Here is a 14,057-nt window from a genome sequence, read left to right as displayed (position 1 = left end):
ACTACCGTAGCGGACGTTTCCTGTCTGCGGAGTCGCCATGAACCTGGCCAGCCCACGTTCGCTGTTTCTTCTGGCCTTCATCGGCTGCGCGTTGATGATGGTCGCTGCCCTGTATCTCGAGCATGTTGTCGGACTGGTTCCCTGCCCGCTGTGCATCGTTCAGCGTATCTGCGTCATCGGCTTCGGCCTGGTCTGTCTGGTCGCTGCGCTGCACGGCCCAGGCAAGACCGGTCGCCGTGTTTATTCGCTCATGGCGCTGCTGTTCGCCGTTGCGGGAGGGGCCACGGCGATACGCCAGATATGGCTGCAGAACATGCCTGCCGATCAGCTGCCGAGCTGCCTGCCCAGTCTCGAATACATGATGGATGCGTTGCCGTTCCAGGAAATTGCCCGCTTGGTGCTTCACGGTACGGCCGATTGCGCCGAAGTTACCTGGACACTGCTCGGAATGAGTATTCCGGAGTGGACGTTGCTCGCATTCATTGCAATGGCTCTGTTCTGTTTCTGGCAGTTGCTGCGCCGCGACCAGGCTTTTTGTCGAGGCGGGCGAATGATCGCCCCGCCTGATGGTCAATGAGCAGGGCGAAGCGGTCATGCTAGTGATGCCGGTTGAATTTCATCCTTGCTGCTTGATGCTTCGTTCCGCGCAGCTTAGTCTGCCCTGGCGGCGTCGGTTTTCTGCCAATTTCGCTGTCACTCACCCAAGGCCGATATCCCAAGACAAAAAACCGTCTCGGAAGGCGCAACAGGCATCATCGATTAGGGAAAGTGAGGTCACCATGCTCGAGAGCTGTCGGAACGCCCAGGAACGCTGGGGAGGTGTGCACCTGCTGGTCGACCGCTGGCTGCAGGAACGCCATGCATTGATCAACGCATTCGAAGGGCTGCCTAAGGGTGCCGAAGCGGCTACTCGCCCGGGCTTGCAAAAATTCTGCGAACTCTTGCTCGACTATGTGTCGGCTGGTCATTTCGAGATCTACGAGCAACTGCTCAACGAAGCAGAAGCCTTTGGCGACAAGCGAGGGCTGGATCTGGCGCGTCAGATTTATCCTCGTATCGAGGCGATTACCCAGGTGGCGGTTGCGTTCAATGACCGCTGCGACAAGGGCGATTGTCTTGAAAGCCCTGGCCTTCCAGAAGAGCTGAGGCGTCTGGGCCAGTTGCTGCACGAGCGCTTCGAGCTTGAAGACTGCCTGATAGAAGTGCTGCACACCGCGCATAAAGAGCCTGCTGCTACCGCCTGACCGATGCCGGTCAGTTGCGAGCGAAGGATCGCCTGTGGCACGCATCGCGGATCGGTTGGCGGATCGCTGCGGCCCGTCTAGTATGGCTGCACCATTTCCGCCAGGAGGCGCTTTCATGTCAGCAAAGAAGAACGCGGCGGTCACAACCCCGCTGCACTTGCTTCAGCAGTTATCGAAAAGCCTGGTCGTGCATCTGGAAAAAGCCTGCACTGATGCGCAGAAGGAAGCAGAGATCCTCTTGGCCAAGCTCGAGAAACAGCGTGGCAAGACGCAGGAAAAACTGATCAAGGCGCGCACCAAGCTCGACGAGGCCGGCAATGCTGGCAAGTCGAAGGCGCAAAGCAAGGCTCGCTCCAGGTTGTCCGAACTGGATGACATGCTTGCCTTGCTGCAGTCACGGCAGAGCGAAACCTTGAGTTACCTGGCCGACCTCAAACGCGACGCCGAGCAGAGCTTGAACCTGGTGCAGGATGTCGCTCGGGTTGAAGAGGCTGCGGCGCAAGCACTGGCATCACGCAGCAAGGCCGCGCCGTCACGTTCGGCTTCAGCGCAACGCAAGGCTGCGCCAGCGTCAACCAAGCCAGCTCCTGCCAAGCGATCGTCCAGCAGCTCGACCCCGGGAGTGAGCAGGCCAGCCACAGCCCGCGCCCGAACAGCGGCCTCCAAAGTTGAGGCGAGCACGTCTTCCACGGCTAATGCGTCCAGCGGCCTGGGCGCAGCCGACAGTGGCGCTCCGAAACGTCCCGCTAGGCCTGCCAATAGCCGCGCGAAGCCAAAATCTGCTGCCACCCAGTCATCCAGCTCTGCCAAGCCCGCTGCAGCGCGCAAGCCTGCCGCCACAGGCAAGCCCGCATCAACCGAGGCCGGCAATGCGGATCAGCCCGCCCCGCCGGCATCCAGCTGAGAAGCTGCACGGCGCAGCACGGTCAGCAATGCACCGGGGTCGCCGTCGACCCCTGTACACAGCTGGTTCAGCCAGTTGTTGGAGCCGTCCTCCCGCAGCCAATGCTGCGTTGCCTGCTGAAGGCGCTCGAGCTGAGTTCGTTCGGCGTCTAGCTCCAGCGTTTTGACTCGCTGGCGCAAGCTGGCGAGCTCGGTGTCGATGGCTGCCTGCTGACGCCATGCCTGACGCAGATTTCGCAGGGGCAGTACCACTGCGCTCTGCCAGTCCGCGCTGAGCTGTTTCAGCTCTTCCAGTCGCTGCGCGTTGTGCTGGACGCCCCGAATTTCCAACCAGACGCAGGCGAGCAGCAAGCAAACGTCCATCCCTAGCGCCTGCAGCTCAAGACACGCCTTTTCCACGCCGGGCTCTGCATAACAGGCGAGGGCAAAGGTCCAAAGATCGTCATGTTTCATGAGTGTCGGTTTTTTTGGTAAGCAGCCGGATGGATTTCCGGGCGACCTGATAAACTCCGCCGCCATTATGATCCGACTTCAGAACCTGACTCTACAGCGCGGCCCGCAGCGTTTGCTGGAAGGTGCCGAGCTGACCCTTCATCCTGGCCAGAAGGTCGGGCTGGTTGGCGCCAATGGCGCCGGTAAGTCCAGCCTGTTCGCCTTGCTGCGCGGCGAATTCAGCCCCGACGAGGGCGACTGCCAGCTGCCGCCCGACTGGCGCATTGCACACATGCGTCAGGAGGTCGATACGCTCGATCGGTTGGCGGTCGATTACGTGCTGGACGGCGATACCGAGCTGCGCCGCATTCAGGGTGCGTTGATCGAAGCTGAAGCAGCCCCTGACGGTGGGGCACTGGCTCGCTTGCATACCGAGCTCGATAACGCCGACGGCTATACCGCTGACGCACGGGCACGCAAGTTGTTGGCCGGCCTGGGTTTTGCCAACGAGCAGATGGATCTGCCGGTAAGCAGCTTCTCGGGAGGTTGGCGGATGCGTCTGAATCTGGCGCAGGCGCTGATGTGTCCCTCTGATCTGTTGCTGCTCGACGAGCCCACCAACCACCTCGATCTGGATGCCATCCTCTGGCTGGAAGCCTGGCTCAAGAGCTATCCGGGCACACTGATGCTGATTTCCCATGATCGCGACTTCCTCGACGAAGTGGTCGGTCATGTGGTGCACGTCGAGCAGCGCAAGCTGACGCTCTATCGCGGGGGCTACTCGGCCTTTGAGCGGGCCCGGGCCGAGCGCCTGGCGCAGCAGCAGCAGGTGTTCGAAAAGCAACAGGCACAGCGCGAGCACATGGAGGACTTCATTCGGCGCTTCAAGGCCAAGGCGAGCAAAGCGCGACAGGCGCAGAGCCGGATCAAGGCCCTGGAAAAGCTTGAGGAGTTGGCCCCGGCGCATATCGATTCGCCGTTCGACTTCGTTTTTCGCGAGGCGGATAGGGTCTCCAGCCCGCTGCTGGATCTGGAGCAGGGGCGTCTTGGCTACGGCGACAAGGTGGTGCTGGAGAAGGTCAAGCTGCAGTTGGTCCCGGGCGGCCGCATCGGTTTGCTTGGCCCCAACGGAGCGGGGAAATCCACGCTGATCAAGACGCTGGCCAACGAACTGCAGCCCTTGGGTGGACGCCTGCAGCGTGGCGAGAACCTTGTCATCGGCTATTTCGCCCAGCATCAGCTGGACGCTCTGGACGCCAAGGCCAGCCCGCTGTTGCATCTGCAGCGTATCGCCCCTGGCGAACGGGAGCAGGTACTGCGTGATTTTCTCGGTGGTTTCGATTTCCGCGGCAATCGCTGCGATGAGCCGGTCCTTAATTTCTCCGGCGGTGAAAAGGCGAGGCTCGCGCTAGCGCTGATCGCCTGGGGCAAACCCAATCTGTTGCTGCTCGACGAGCCGACCAACCACCTCGATCTCGAGATGCGGCTGGCATTGACGCTGGCCTTGCAGGACTTCGAGGGGGCCGTGCTCGTCGTGTCCCACGACCGGCACCTGCTGAAAAGCACGACCGATGAGTTTCTGCTGGTGGCTGAAGGGCGTGTGGTCACCTTTGATGGCGATCTCGAAGATTACGCGCGGTGGTTGGTGAATTATCGCAGCCGTCAACAACCGTCGAGCGCAGTCGAACCCGCTGCCGACAAGACCGATAAGCGCGCCTTGCGTCAGGCGGCGGCTGCGTTGCGCCAGCAACTGGCGCCGCTCAAGCGTCAGGCGGACAAGCTCGAGAAAGACTTGGCTGGGGTGCAGGATAAGCTGGCCGTGCTGGAACAGCGGTTGGGCGATGCTGCGCTCTACGAAGCGGCGCGCAAGGATGAATTGCGCGAACTGCTGGCTAAACAGGCTGAGCTGAAGGTGCGCGAAGGTGAGCTGGAGGAGGCCTGGCTGGTCGTGCTGGAAGCGCTCGAAACTTTACAGGGTCAGCTCGAGGCTGACGCATGAACGAGCGGTTGCTGCTGCTTTCCCAGCAATGGCGCGAGCCGTTGCTGCTCGGGCTGCAAGTTATGCTGATCCTGTTCATCGCCTACCTGTTGCAACGGCTGGTCGTGCGCGGGCTGGCACGCCTTGGCAGCCGTTATCCGCTGCCGCCTGAACTGCTGCTGCCACTGCGTGGCGGGATTCGCTGGTTCATCATCGGCGGTGCGCTGATCATGGTGCTCGAGCGCGCCGGGGTGTCGGCAACGGTGCTCTGGACCGCCTTCTCCGGGTTTGTGGCAGTCGCAGCCGTGGCCTTCTTTGCGATCTGGAGCGTGCTCTCCAACCTGCTCTGTGCTGTGCTGATCATGACCGTTGGTCCGTTTCGGTTGGGCGACCTGGTGGAGCTGGTGGAAAGTTTCGACAAACCCATCGTCAAGGGGCGCGTCATCGACATAAACCTGCTTTACACCACCCTGGAGGAGTCGTCCGATAGCGGAACCGGTGCGATCGTTCAGGTTCCTAACAGTCTGTTCTTTCAAAAGGTCTTGCGCCGCTGGCGTGGCAGCGAGATCCAGCCCCCTCATCACAACACACGCGAGTAACACGCATGGAATGGCTTAGCAGTCCCGAAATATGGGTCGCCTTTTTGACCCTGACTGCCCTGGAAATCGTCTTGGGTATCGACAACATCATCTTCATTTCCATCCTCGTCGGACGCTTGCCGAAGGAGCAGCAACCCAAGGCGCGTTTCTTCGGCCTGGCCTTGGCAATGGGCACGCGGATCCTCTTGTTGCTATCGATCGCCTGGGTCATGCGCCTGACCAATGATTTGTTCACCCTGTTCGGGCACGGTGTGTCCGGGCGTGACCTGATCCTGTTTTTCGGCGGCCTGTTCCTGCTGTTCAAGAGCACCATGGAGATCTGGCATAGCGTTGAAGGCGAAGAAGCATCGGACGGCAGCACCGGAGGTGCGGTCAGGGCCGGCTTCGTTGGCGTCATCCTGCAGATCGCAGTGATCGATATCGTCTTCTCGCTGGACTCGGTGATCACCGCGGTGGGCCTGGTGGACAACGTGCAGGTGATGATCGCCGCGATTGTGATTGCCGTCGGGGTAATGATGCTGGCCGCCGGCACCATCAGCGAATTTATCGAGAAACATCCGACGCTAAAAATCCTCGCGCTGTCGTTCCTGATCGTAGTCGGCACGCTGCTGGTGGCCGAAGCCTTCGGCGCGCATGTGCCCAAGGGCTACGTGTACTTCGCCATGGTGTTCTCGCTTGCGGTCGAGGCGATCAACATTCGTATGCGCAAAGCGATGCATCGCAAGCTGAAGGAGCCGGTCAAGCTCGGCAAAGACATACCGGACTGAGGGCTGTGCTGAACGCTGCGCCTGTCAGGCGCAGCTTCCCGGAGGATCAATCATGACGCTCGAAACCTGGCTTGCCTTCCTGCTTGCCTGTTGGGTCATCAGCCTGTCGCCGGGGGCGGGAGCGATCGCCTCGATGTCCTGCGGATTGCAGTACGGCTTCTGGCGCGGTTATTGGAACGCGGTCGGTTTGCAGGTTGCGCTGGCGATGCAGATAGCCGTAGTGGCCGCCGGTGTCGGGGCGGTGCTGGCGACCTCGTCGCTCGCTTTCAGCCTGATCAAATGGTGCGGGGTCGTCTATCTGTTGTGGCTGGCGCTTAAGCAGTGGCAGGCGGCGCCATCGCTGGTTGAGGACAGCGCTGCGCCGCGCCCGATCGGCCGCCCGTTAGCCTTGCTGTTCCGCGGTTTTCTGGTCAATGCCAGCAATCCCAAAGCCATCGTGTTCATTCTCGCTGTGCTGCCGCAGTTTCTCGATCCACAGCGCGCCCTGGTGCTGCAGTACCTGCACATGGGGGCGACGATGGTGGTGGTCGACCTGATCGTCATGGCGGGCTATACGGGATTGGCGTCCCGGGTTTTGCGCATGTTGCGCACGCCGCGTCAGCAGCGCCTGGTCAATCGCAGTTTCGCCGCTATGTTTGCCGGTGCTGCCGCCTTGTTGGCTACGGTGCGGCGGGCGGCGGCATGACGGCGGCTGCACCGCTTCGGGTATGGGTCGACGCTGATGCCTGTCCCAAGGCTGCCAAAGAACAGCTGATCAAGTTCGCCCTCAAGCGCAAATTCGAGGTGCTGCTGGTGGCAGGCCAGAGCCAGATCAAACCGGCCTTCGCCTGTGTTCGCCTGATCGTCGTACCGAGCGGCCCGGACGCGGCAGATGACTACCTGGTCGAGCATGCGCAGCCTGGCGAACTGGTGATTTGCAGCGATGTGCCGCTGGCTGATCGCCTGGTGAAAAAAGGCGTGGCTGCCCTCGATCCGCGCGGTCGTCTGGCGGTGCGCAACCTGTTCACCGACCTGCGTGAGCAGGGCCAGGTGGGCGGGGGGCAGGGGGCTTACGGCGACCGTGATCGGCAAGCGTTTGCCAACGCGCTGGACCGTCTGCTGACGCAGCTTGCCCGTGCCGGCGTCCGCTAAGAAACCCGACTGGTGCGGGACTGTTCCGTTTGAGGGTCGAACATTCAGTTCAGCCGCAAAGATAGCTGGCGGTCCCTACTGCGATCAACACCCCTTCTTCGTTGTGCAGTTCGGAGCGAACCACCGCCACCTTGTTGCCGGAACGCAATAAGGTAGCGCCGGCACTGAAGCGTTTCCCGCGCCCTGGGCGCAGGTAGTCGATGCGCAGGTCGATGGTGCCGAGGCGCGATAGGTGCAGGGCGCGCTCTTCGGTGGTCAGGTGCTGATGCTTGTCGAAGGCTCCGATCATTGCCATGGCGCCGCCGACGACGTCGAGGAGCGACGCGATCACGCCGCCATGCAGGATGCCGTGAAAGAAATTGCCGACCAGCTCTTGTTTCATCGGCAGGTGCATCACCACGCGCTGGCGGGACATCTCATCCAGCTCGATGCCCAGGTATTCATTGAACGGAATGCGCTCGAACAGCTGGCGCACGGCGTGTTGTTGTTCTTCGATGGTATCGATCGGGTGGTTCATGCGTGCGGTTCTCCGGCAGATCGAACTAAGCTGCCAGAGGGTGGGGGGATTGACCAGTGGCGCGGCAGGAGCGCCGGTAAGATTGGCGGTATCGTAACGGCGGATGCCCCGGCGCCCGCGGTTGGGACCGGGAAGGGCAAGGCGAGCCGAGGCGCTATTTGCCGGTCAGCGCCAGCACCCTATCGACCAGCTTGTAGATGCCCGAAGCCGCGTCGCTGATGGATTGCGCCAGCATATACGCAGGGGTGGTCACCAGGTTATGCCGCGAATCCTCGATGATCTCAGTGACTCAGCACGGTTGATGTTCGGCGCCCATCTGCCGTACTGCCGCTGCAGCCGGATCGTCGTCGTTGCCCAGGGTGCAGACTACGCCGCGGCCAAAGATCTGTGCCGCCATGGTAGGCGCGATACACATCATGCCGACCGGCTTGCCGGCCGCGGCAAAGGCTTGGGCCAGCGCCAACACGTCGGGAAGCACCTTGCAGCCGGCGCCCTGGGTGGCGAAGTCGGACAAGTTTTTCGCTGCGCCGAAGCCGCCTGGCAGGATCAGCGCATCGAATTCCTCGGCATTGGCGTCGCGCAGATCCTTGATCTCTCCCCGTGCCAAGCGCGCGGATTCGATCAGCACGTTGCGGTTTTCCGGCATCTCTTCACCGGTCAGATGATTGATTACCTGCATCTGCTCGATGTTCGGCGCAAAGCACTGGACCTTGGCGCCACGCTGGTCCAGGCGCAACAGCGTGATCACGCTCTCGTAGATTTCCGAGCCGTCGTATACGCCACAGCCGGAAAGAATCACGGCGACTTTTCTGTTCATGGAGATACTCCTGGTCAGGTTCAGCAGCCTGGCAACGCCAGGCGACGGCCTTCGATGCTAGCCCTTGGCGGGGCTCAAGGTAAGTCCATCGCGATAAGGGTGGATGCCTTATCGCGACGGGTGGTCAACTGTGGGCGCATCTGGCCTGGGCACTTCAGCTCGGCGGCAGACTGCTCAAAGCACTGGCAGTGCCTGCCCTTGGTGGCGACAATGAGCGCTACCTCCGGCCGGCGCTGATTGCATGTCATCAAGCTGTCACGATGTCGGCTTATAAACGTCATATTCGCCCGTTCTGCGGGCCAGGAGTTCGTTGTGAGTTTCGTTCCTGCCAATCGCTTGTTCCCCGCTACACGGCTGCGCCGCAATCGTCGTGATGAATTTTCCCGCCGACTGGTGCGCGAGCATCGACTGAGCGTGGATGACCTGATCCTGCCCGTGTTTGTTGTCGATGGCGAAAATCGCCGCGAGCAGGTGCCGTCGATGCCCGGCGTCGAACGTCTTTCCATCGATCTGTTGTTGAAAGAAGCCGCGGAACTGGTCGCGCTGGGCATCCCTGCGTTGGCACTGTTTCCGGTGACCCCGCTGGAGAAGAAATCCCTCGATGCGGCGGAAGCCTGGAATCCCGAAGGCATCGCCCAGCGCGCCACCCGGGCACTGCGCGAATGCTTCCCGGAACTTGGCATCATCACTGACGTTGCGCTGGATCCCTTCACCACTCATGGCCAGGACGGGATTCTTGACGAGCATGGCTATGTGCAGAACGACGTCACGGTCGACGCGCTGGTCCGTCAGGCCCTGTCCCATGCTGAGGCAGGCGCGCAGGTGGTTGCGCCATCGGACATGATGGATGGGCGCATCCAGGCGATACGCGAGGCGCTGGAAGTGGCCGAACATCATACTGTGCGAATCATGGCTTATTCGGCCAAATACGCCAGTGCCTACTACGGGCCGTTCCGCGATGCGGTAGGTTCGGCGGCGAATCTGGGCAAGGGCAGCAAGGGCACTTATCAGATGGACCCGGCCAATGGTGACGAGGCCTTGCACGAAGTCGGCGCCGACCTTTCAGAGGGCGCCGACATGGTCATGGTCAAACCGGGCATGCCCTATCTGGATATTCTCTGGCGGGTTAAAGATGCCTTTCGAGTGCCGACCTTCGTCTACCAGGTCAGCGGCGAGTATGCGATGCACATGGCGGCGATTCAGAACGGCTGGCTGAGCGATGCCGTGATTGTCGAATCGCTGACCGCCTTCAAGCGCGCCGGTGCCGATGGCATCCTCACCTATTTCGCCAAGCAGGCGGCACAACAATTAAAACAGGGGCAATGAGCCCCGCCGAGGCAGATCGATGACTAATCAGGGACTCAGCGAAGGCGAATCGCAGGCTGCTGCCTTCGAGGCGCAACCTCTCGAGGAAATGGCCCCGTCAGCGCCTGTAGTGGAGAAAACAGAGGAAGCGCCAGCGCCAGCGCCACCGGCTCCGCCGCCGAATCTGGACGACAACAGCCTCTACATTCACCGCGAGCTGTCACAGCTGCAATTCAACATTCGCGTGTTGGAACAGGCGCTGGACGAGTCCTATCCGCTGCTGGAGCGGCTCAAATTCCTGCTGATCTTTTCCAGCAACCTCGATGAGTTCTTCGAGATTCGTGTCGCGGGGCTGAAGAAGCAGGTCACGTTCGCGCGCGAGCAGGCAGGTGCCGACGGTCTGCAGCCGCACCAGGCGCTGGCGCGTATTTCCGAACTGGTTCACGAGCAGGTCAGCCGACAGTATTCGATCCTCAACGAGATCGTGCTGCCGGAACTGGCCAAGCATCAGGTGCGCTTCATTCGTCGGCGCAACTGGACACCCAAGATCAAGGCCTGGGTGCGCCGTTACTTTCGGGACGAGATCGCACCGATCGTCACGCCAATCGGTCTGGACCCGACGCACCCATTCCCATTGCTGGTCAACAAGAGCCTGAACTTCATTGTCGAGCTTGAAGGTATCGATGCCTTCGGTCGCGACTCCGGGCTGGCGATCATTCCGGCGCCGCGGTTGTTGCCCCGGGTCATCCAGGTGCCGGAGGAAGTGGGCGGGCCTGGCGCCAACCACGTGTTCCTTTCCTCGATGATCCACGCGCACGCCGATGATCTGTTCCACGGCATGAAGGTCAAGGGCTGCTACCAGTTTCGCCTGACGCGTAACGCCGACCTCTCGGTCGATACCGAAGACGTCGAGGATCTGGCCCGGGCACTGCGTGGCGAGCTGATTTCACGGCGCTATGGCGACGCAGTGCGGCTGGAGGTGGTGGATACCTGTCCGAAGCATCTCGCTGATTTCCTGCTCAAGCAGTTCAACTTGAGTGAAAGCGAGCTGTATCGGGTCAACGGACCGGTCAACCTGACCCGGCTGTTCAGCATCACCGGGCTGGATAGTCATCCCGAACTGCAATATACCCCCTTCACGCCAGCCATCCCGAAGTTGCTGCAGAACAGCGAGAACATTTTCAGCGTGGTCGGCAAGCAGGATATCCTGCTGCTGCATCCCTACGAATCCTTCACGCCCGTCGTTGACCTCCTGCGCGAGGCGGCGAAGGATCCCTGCGTTTTGGCCGTCAAGCAGACGCTTTATCGCTCTGGTGCCAATTCGGAGATCGTCGATGCGCTGGTTGAAGCCGCACGTAACGGCAAGGAGGTCACTGCCGTCATCGAACTGCGTGCGCGCTTCGATGAGGAGTCCAACCTGCAATTGGCCAGCCGCCTACAGCAGGCCGGGGCCGTGGTGATCTACGGTGTGGTGGGCTACAAGACCCACGCCAAGATGATGTTGATCCTGCGTCGGGAAAATGGCGAGTTGCGCCGCTACGCCCATCTCGGTACGGGCAACTACCACGCCGGCAACGCGCGGCTGTACACCGATTACAGCTTGCTGACCTCGGACGATGCGCTCTGCGAAGACGTGTCGAAGCTGTTCAGCCAGTTGATCGGCATGGGCAAGACCATGCGCATGAAAAAGCTGCTGCACGCGCCCTTCACCCTGAAGAAGGCGTTGCTCGACATGATCATGCAGGAGACACAGCACGCCAGCGAAGGCAAGCCGGCGCATATCATTCTCAAGGTCAATTCGCTGACCGATGCGAAAATGATCCGGGCGTTGTACAAGGCCAGCCAGACCGGCGTGCGCATCGAGCTCATCGTCCGCGGTATGTGCTGCCTGCGCCCTGGCATTCTCGGGGTCTCGCACAACATCCACGTGCGCTCGATCATCGGTCGCTTCCTAGAGCACAGCCGAGTGTTCTATTTCCTCAACGGCGGCGACGAGAAGCTGTACCTGTCCAGCGCCGACTGGATGGAGCGCAACCTGGATCGGCGGGTCGAGACCTGCTTCCCGGTCGAGGGCAAGAAGCTGGTGACACGGGTGAAGAAGGAGCTGGAGGGCTACCTGACCGACAACACCCAGAGCTGGGTGCTGCAGTCCGACGGCAGTTATCTGCGTAACAGCCCAAGCGGCAATCAGAATCCACGCAACGTGCAGAACGCGTTGCTGGAGCGTCTGGGAAGCCCGACTGCGCGATAAACATCCGGGGTTATTGGGAGGGGCGGCGGTTCGGCCACCGCTGCCAAACTCAGCGCACGCCGAGGGTGAAGTCGATCCGCTTGAGCCAATCTGCCTCCTGGGCAAAATCGGCTTGTGTCAGCGGGTTTTGAGCCAGCCAGCCTTCAGGAAAAGCCACGTCCAGACTGTTATCGCCGGCCTTGAGCTGAAACGCTGGCGCTTGCTGCGGCCCGCGGATGTGGTGGAAGAGAATCGCGAAACGCAGCAATACACAAAGCCGGGTCAGCTTCACGCCGTCCTCGCTCATTTCCTCGAATTTCTGCTTGGGTATATTGCGGCGATGGCCGCGAACCAGCAGCGCCAGCATCTGTTGATCCTGACGTGAGAAACCGGGGAGGTCCGAGTGCTCGATCAAGTAGGCGCCGTGCTTATGGTAGTGGTAGTGCGCGATGTCCAACCCGACCTCATGTATCCGCGCCGCCCAGCTGAGCAGTTCTCGCAGCCATTGTTCATCTAATGCCCAATCGCTGGCGACCTGATCGAAGGCTTCCAGCGCCTTGCTTTCGACCCGGGCGGCCTGGTCAGTGTCGACGTGGTAGCGCTCCATCAGAAAGCTCAGTGTGCGATCGCGGATGTCTTCCTGGTGGTGCCGACCAATCAGATCGTAGAGCACGCCTTCGCGCAGTGCGCCTTCGGAGTGCGCCATGCGGGTCAGCTCCAGGGCGTCGAAGATCGCTTCGAGAATGGCCAAGCCCGCCGGGAAGATGCCTTTGCGGTCCGGCTTGATACCGTCCATGTCGAGCTTTTGCACATCGCCCAGCTTGAACAGCTTGCGCTTGAGCCAGCCGATGCCATCGGCCGTGACTTCGCCGTTGCTAAGCCCGGCACTCTTGATTGCGAGACCGACGGCGCGAATGGTACCGGACGCACCCACCGCATTCTGCCAGCCGAGCCGGTGCAGGCCGTGCTCGACGCTCATCAGCTCCAGCCTCGCGGCGGTATAGGCCTGCGCGTAGCGGGCCGGCGTAATCTTGCCGTCCTGAAAAAACCGCTGGGTAAAGCTCACACAACCCATTTGCAGGCTTTCACGCAAGAGCGAATCGAAACCTTCCCCGATGATGAATTCGGTGCTGCCACCGCCAATGTCGACGACCAGGCGCTTGCCGCTAGAGGCGGGAAAGGTATGCGATACGCCAAGGTAGATGAGTCGCGCTTCCTCTCGGCCGGAAATCACCTCGACCTGATGCTGGATGATCGCCTCGGCCTGGCGAATGAACTGCGCGCGGTTGCGCGCCTCTCGCAGGGCATTGGTGCCGACCACGCGCACCGCGCCCTGGGGGAGATGATTGACCAGCTGAGCGAAGCGCCGAAGGCAGTCCAGGCCGCGCTGCATGGCAGCTTCGTCGAGCTGTCTGTTCTCGTCAATGCCGGCGGCCAGCTGGACCTTTTCGCCGAGCCGCTCGAGGATGCGCATCTCGCCGATGCTGGTGCGGGCCAGCACCATGTGGAAGCTGTTCGAGCCAAGATCAAGGGCGGCGATCATCGGGAAGGGTACGGCGGCTGTTGGGCGCATGGGGTAATCAGTCTCTGTGCAAAACCCCGACATCCTGACATGATCGCCCTCATCCGCCAACGCGCAGCGCTGCGCCATAGCGCGCCGTCATTGATCCATTGTGCCTTCCATGCTCTATTGTCCAAGCGACGGGCTGCGACTTTCGATCCACACCAAGCCGGGCTATGATGGCGTCACTTCTGATTTTGACCCTGGAGAAACTCCATGAGCGAATACATCAACAATGTCAGCGACAGCAGCTTCGAGCAGGACGTGCTCCAGGCCGATGGTCCTGTTCTGGTCGATTACTGGGCCGAGTGGTGTGGCCCGTGCAAGATGATTGCTCCGGTACTCGATGAGATCGCCAAGGAGTACGAAGGCAAGCTCAAAATCTGCAAACTGAACATCGACGAGAACCAGGGAACCCCGCCGAAGTACGGCGTACGGGGCATCCCGACGCTGATGCTGTTCAAGAACGGCAATGTCGAGGCCACCAAGGTGGGCGCTCTGTCGAAGTCACAGCTGGCAGCGTTCCTCGATAGCAATATCTGATTTACGGTTGCTGCTTGCAAAAGCCCTCGC

The 14,057-nt window shown here is 61.1% G+C and carries 14 protein-coding genes and 1 pseudogene; 11 read left to right on the top strand and 4 right to left on the bottom strand.

Annotated elements, in window-relative coordinates; genetic code table 11:
* Positions 1–37 precede the first annotated feature (37 nt).
* The 3 genes from NA637_RS12755 (at position 38) to NA637_RS12745 (ending at position 2,148) form a co-directional block, all read left to right on the top strand.
* Entirely contained in the window at positions 38–577 is a 540-nt protein-coding gene (locus tag NA637_RS12755; RefSeq protein ID WP_256072625.1) for a disulfide bond formation protein B, read from the top strand.
* A 202-nt stretch (positions 578–779) separates the two neighbouring features.
* Positions 780–1,244, top strand: coding sequence for a sigma D regulator (rsd, locus tag NA637_RS12750; RefSeq protein WP_256072624.1), 465 nt, complete (start codon positions 780–782; stop codon positions 1,242–1,244).
* A 115-nt stretch (positions 1,245–1,359) separates the two neighbouring features.
* The gene (locus NA637_RS12745; protein WP_256072623.1) at positions 1,360–2,148 is read left to right on the top strand and encodes an AlgP family protein; all 789 of its coding nucleotides are present in this window, start codon (positions 1,360–1,362) and stop codon (positions 2,146–2,148) included.
* On the opposite strand, the gene NA637_RS12740 is transcribed toward NA637_RS12745, so the two are convergent.
* Positions 2,121–2,600, bottom strand: coding sequence for a TIGR02444 family protein (locus NA637_RS12740; protein WP_256072621.1), 480 nt, complete (start codon positions 2,598–2,600; stop codon positions 2,121–2,123). The two genes, NA637_RS12745 and NA637_RS12740, sit on opposite strands and share 28 nt — an antisense overlap.
* A 67-nt stretch (positions 2,601–2,667) precedes the next feature.
* Between NA637_RS12740 and NA637_RS12735 the strand changes: the two genes are divergently transcribed.
* From NA637_RS12735 to NA637_RS12715, 5 genes are read left to right on the top strand one after another with little or no spacing between them, the layout of a single operon-like run.
* Entirely contained in the window at positions 2,668–4,578 is a 1,911-nt protein-coding gene (locus NA637_RS12735) for an ATP-binding cassette domain-containing protein (protein ID WP_256072620.1), read from the top strand.
* Positions 4,575–5,156, top strand: coding sequence for a mechanosensitive ion channel family protein (locus NA637_RS12730; RefSeq protein ID WP_256072618.1), 582 nt, complete (start codon positions 4,575–4,577; stop codon positions 5,154–5,156). The genes NA637_RS12735 and NA637_RS12730 overlap by 4 nt, the downstream gene beginning before the upstream one ends.
* A gap of 5 nt (positions 5,157–5,161) precedes the next feature.
* On the top strand, positions 5,162–5,923 hold the full coding sequence (locus NA637_RS12725) for a TerC family protein (RefSeq protein ID WP_256072617.1): 762 nt from the start codon (positions 5,162–5,164) through the stop codon (positions 5,921–5,923).
* A 52-nt stretch (positions 5,924–5,975) separates the two neighbouring features.
* The gene (locus tag NA637_RS12720; protein ID WP_256072616.1) at positions 5,976–6,608 is read left to right on the top strand and encodes a LysE family transporter; all 633 of its coding nucleotides are present in this window, start codon (positions 5,976–5,978) and stop codon (positions 6,606–6,608) included.
* On the top strand, positions 6,605–7,054 hold the full coding sequence (locus tag NA637_RS12715; RefSeq protein WP_256072613.1) for a YaiI/YqxD family protein: 450 nt from the start codon (positions 6,605–6,607) through the stop codon (positions 7,052–7,054). Before NA637_RS12720 ends, NA637_RS12715 begins: the two co-directional genes overlap by 4 nt.
* A 49-nt stretch (positions 7,055–7,103) precedes the next feature.
* On the opposite strand, the gene NA637_RS12710 is transcribed toward NA637_RS12715, so the two are convergent.
* Complete coding sequence (locus NA637_RS12710) at positions 7,104–7,571, bottom strand: thioesterase family protein (RefSeq protein ID WP_256072612.1); 468 nt, start codon at positions 7,569–7,571, stop codon at positions 7,104–7,106.
* A 154-nt stretch (positions 7,572–7,725) separates the two neighbouring features.
* Positions 7,726–8,388: pseudogene (gene elbB / locus NA637_RS12705) on the bottom strand (isoprenoid biosynthesis glyoxalase ElbB).
* A 312-nt stretch (positions 8,389–8,700) separates the two neighbouring features.
* Between elbB and hemB the strand changes: the two are divergent.
* Together hemB and ppk1 are read left to right on the top strand one after the other, a co-directional pair.
* Positions 8,701–9,714 (top strand): porphobilinogen synthase, encoded by a 1,014-nt coding sequence (gene hemB / locus NA637_RS12700; RefSeq protein ID WP_256072611.1) that lies wholly within the window; start codon positions 8,701–8,703, stop codon positions 9,712–9,714.
* A 19-nt stretch (positions 9,715–9,733) separates the two neighbouring features.
* Entirely contained in the window at positions 9,734–11,944 is a 2,211-nt protein-coding gene (gene ppk1 / locus NA637_RS12695; protein WP_256072610.1) for a polyphosphate kinase 1, read from the top strand.
* Positions 11,945–11,993: 49 nt separating this feature from the next.
* Here ppk1 and ppx read toward each other — a convergent pair whose 3' ends face one another.
* A complete protein-coding gene (ppx, locus tag NA637_RS12690) occupies positions 11,994–13,496 on the bottom strand; it encodes an exopolyphosphatase (protein ID WP_256072609.1) in 1,503 nt (500 codons plus the stop codon).
* A gap of 204 nt (positions 13,497–13,700) precedes the next feature.
* Here ppx and trxA point away from each other — a divergent pair, with 204 nt between their 5' ends.
* Complete coding sequence (gene trxA / locus NA637_RS12685) at positions 13,701–14,027, top strand: thioredoxin TrxA (RefSeq protein WP_256072608.1); 327 nt, start codon at positions 13,701–13,703, stop codon at positions 14,025–14,027.
* The last annotated feature ends 30 nt before the right edge of the window (positions 14,028–14,057 follow it).

The sequence above is a fragment of the Stutzerimonas stutzeri genome (genome assembly GCF_024448935.1).
Classification (GTDB): domain Bacteria; phylum Pseudomonadota; class Gammaproteobacteria; order Pseudomonadales; family Pseudomonadaceae; genus Stutzerimonas; species Stutzerimonas stutzeri_AO.
This window is presented reverse-complemented; position numbering and strand designations above follow the sequence as displayed.

Bases quoted from the DNA above. Each gene is read 5' to 3' on its own strand.
- NA637_RS12730 (WP_256072618.1), top strand. From the start codon at position 4,575: ATGAACGAGCGGTTGCTGCTGCTTTCCCAGCAATGGCGCGAGCCGTTG.
- NA637_RS12755 (WP_256072625.1), top strand. From the start codon at position 38: ATGAACCTGGCCAGCCCACGTTCGCTGTTTCTTCTGGCCTTCATCGGC.
- NA637_RS12715 (WP_256072613.1), top strand. From the start codon at position 6,605: ATGACGGCGGCTGCACCGCTTCGGGTATGGGTCGACGCTGATGCCTGT.
- NA637_RS12740 (WP_256072621.1), bottom strand. From the start codon at position 2,600: ATGAAACATGACGATCTTTGGACCTTTGCCCTCGCCTGTTATGCAGAG.
- NA637_RS12710 (WP_256072612.1), bottom strand. From the start codon at position 7,571: ATGAACCACCCGATCGATACCATCGAAGAACAACAACACGCCGTGCGC.
- ppk1 (WP_256072610.1), top strand. From the start codon at position 9,734: ATGACTAATCAGGGACTCAGCGAAGGCGAATCGCAGGCTGCTGCCTTC.
- NA637_RS12720 (WP_256072616.1), top strand. From the start codon at position 5,976: ATGACGCTCGAAACCTGGCTTGCCTTCCTGCTTGCCTGTTGGGTCATC.
- NA637_RS12745 (WP_256072623.1), top strand. From the start codon at position 1,360: ATGTCAGCAAAGAAGAACGCGGCGGTCACAACCCCGCTGCACTTGCTT.
- rsd (WP_256072624.1), top strand. From the start codon at position 780: ATGCTCGAGAGCTGTCGGAACGCCCAGGAACGCTGGGGAGGTGTGCAC.
- NA637_RS12735 (WP_256072620.1), top strand. From the start codon at position 2,668: ATGATCCGACTTCAGAACCTGACTCTACAGCGCGGCCCGCAGCGTTTG.
- trxA (WP_256072608.1), top strand. From the start codon at position 13,701: ATGAGCGAATACATCAACAATGTCAGCGACAGCAGCTTCGAGCAGGAC.
- ppx (WP_256072609.1), bottom strand. From the start codon at position 13,496: ATGCGCCCAACAGCCGCCGTACCCTTCCCGATGATCGCCGCCCTTGAT.
- NA637_RS12725 (WP_256072617.1), top strand. From the start codon at position 5,162: ATGGAATGGCTTAGCAGTCCCGAAATATGGGTCGCCTTTTTGACCCTG.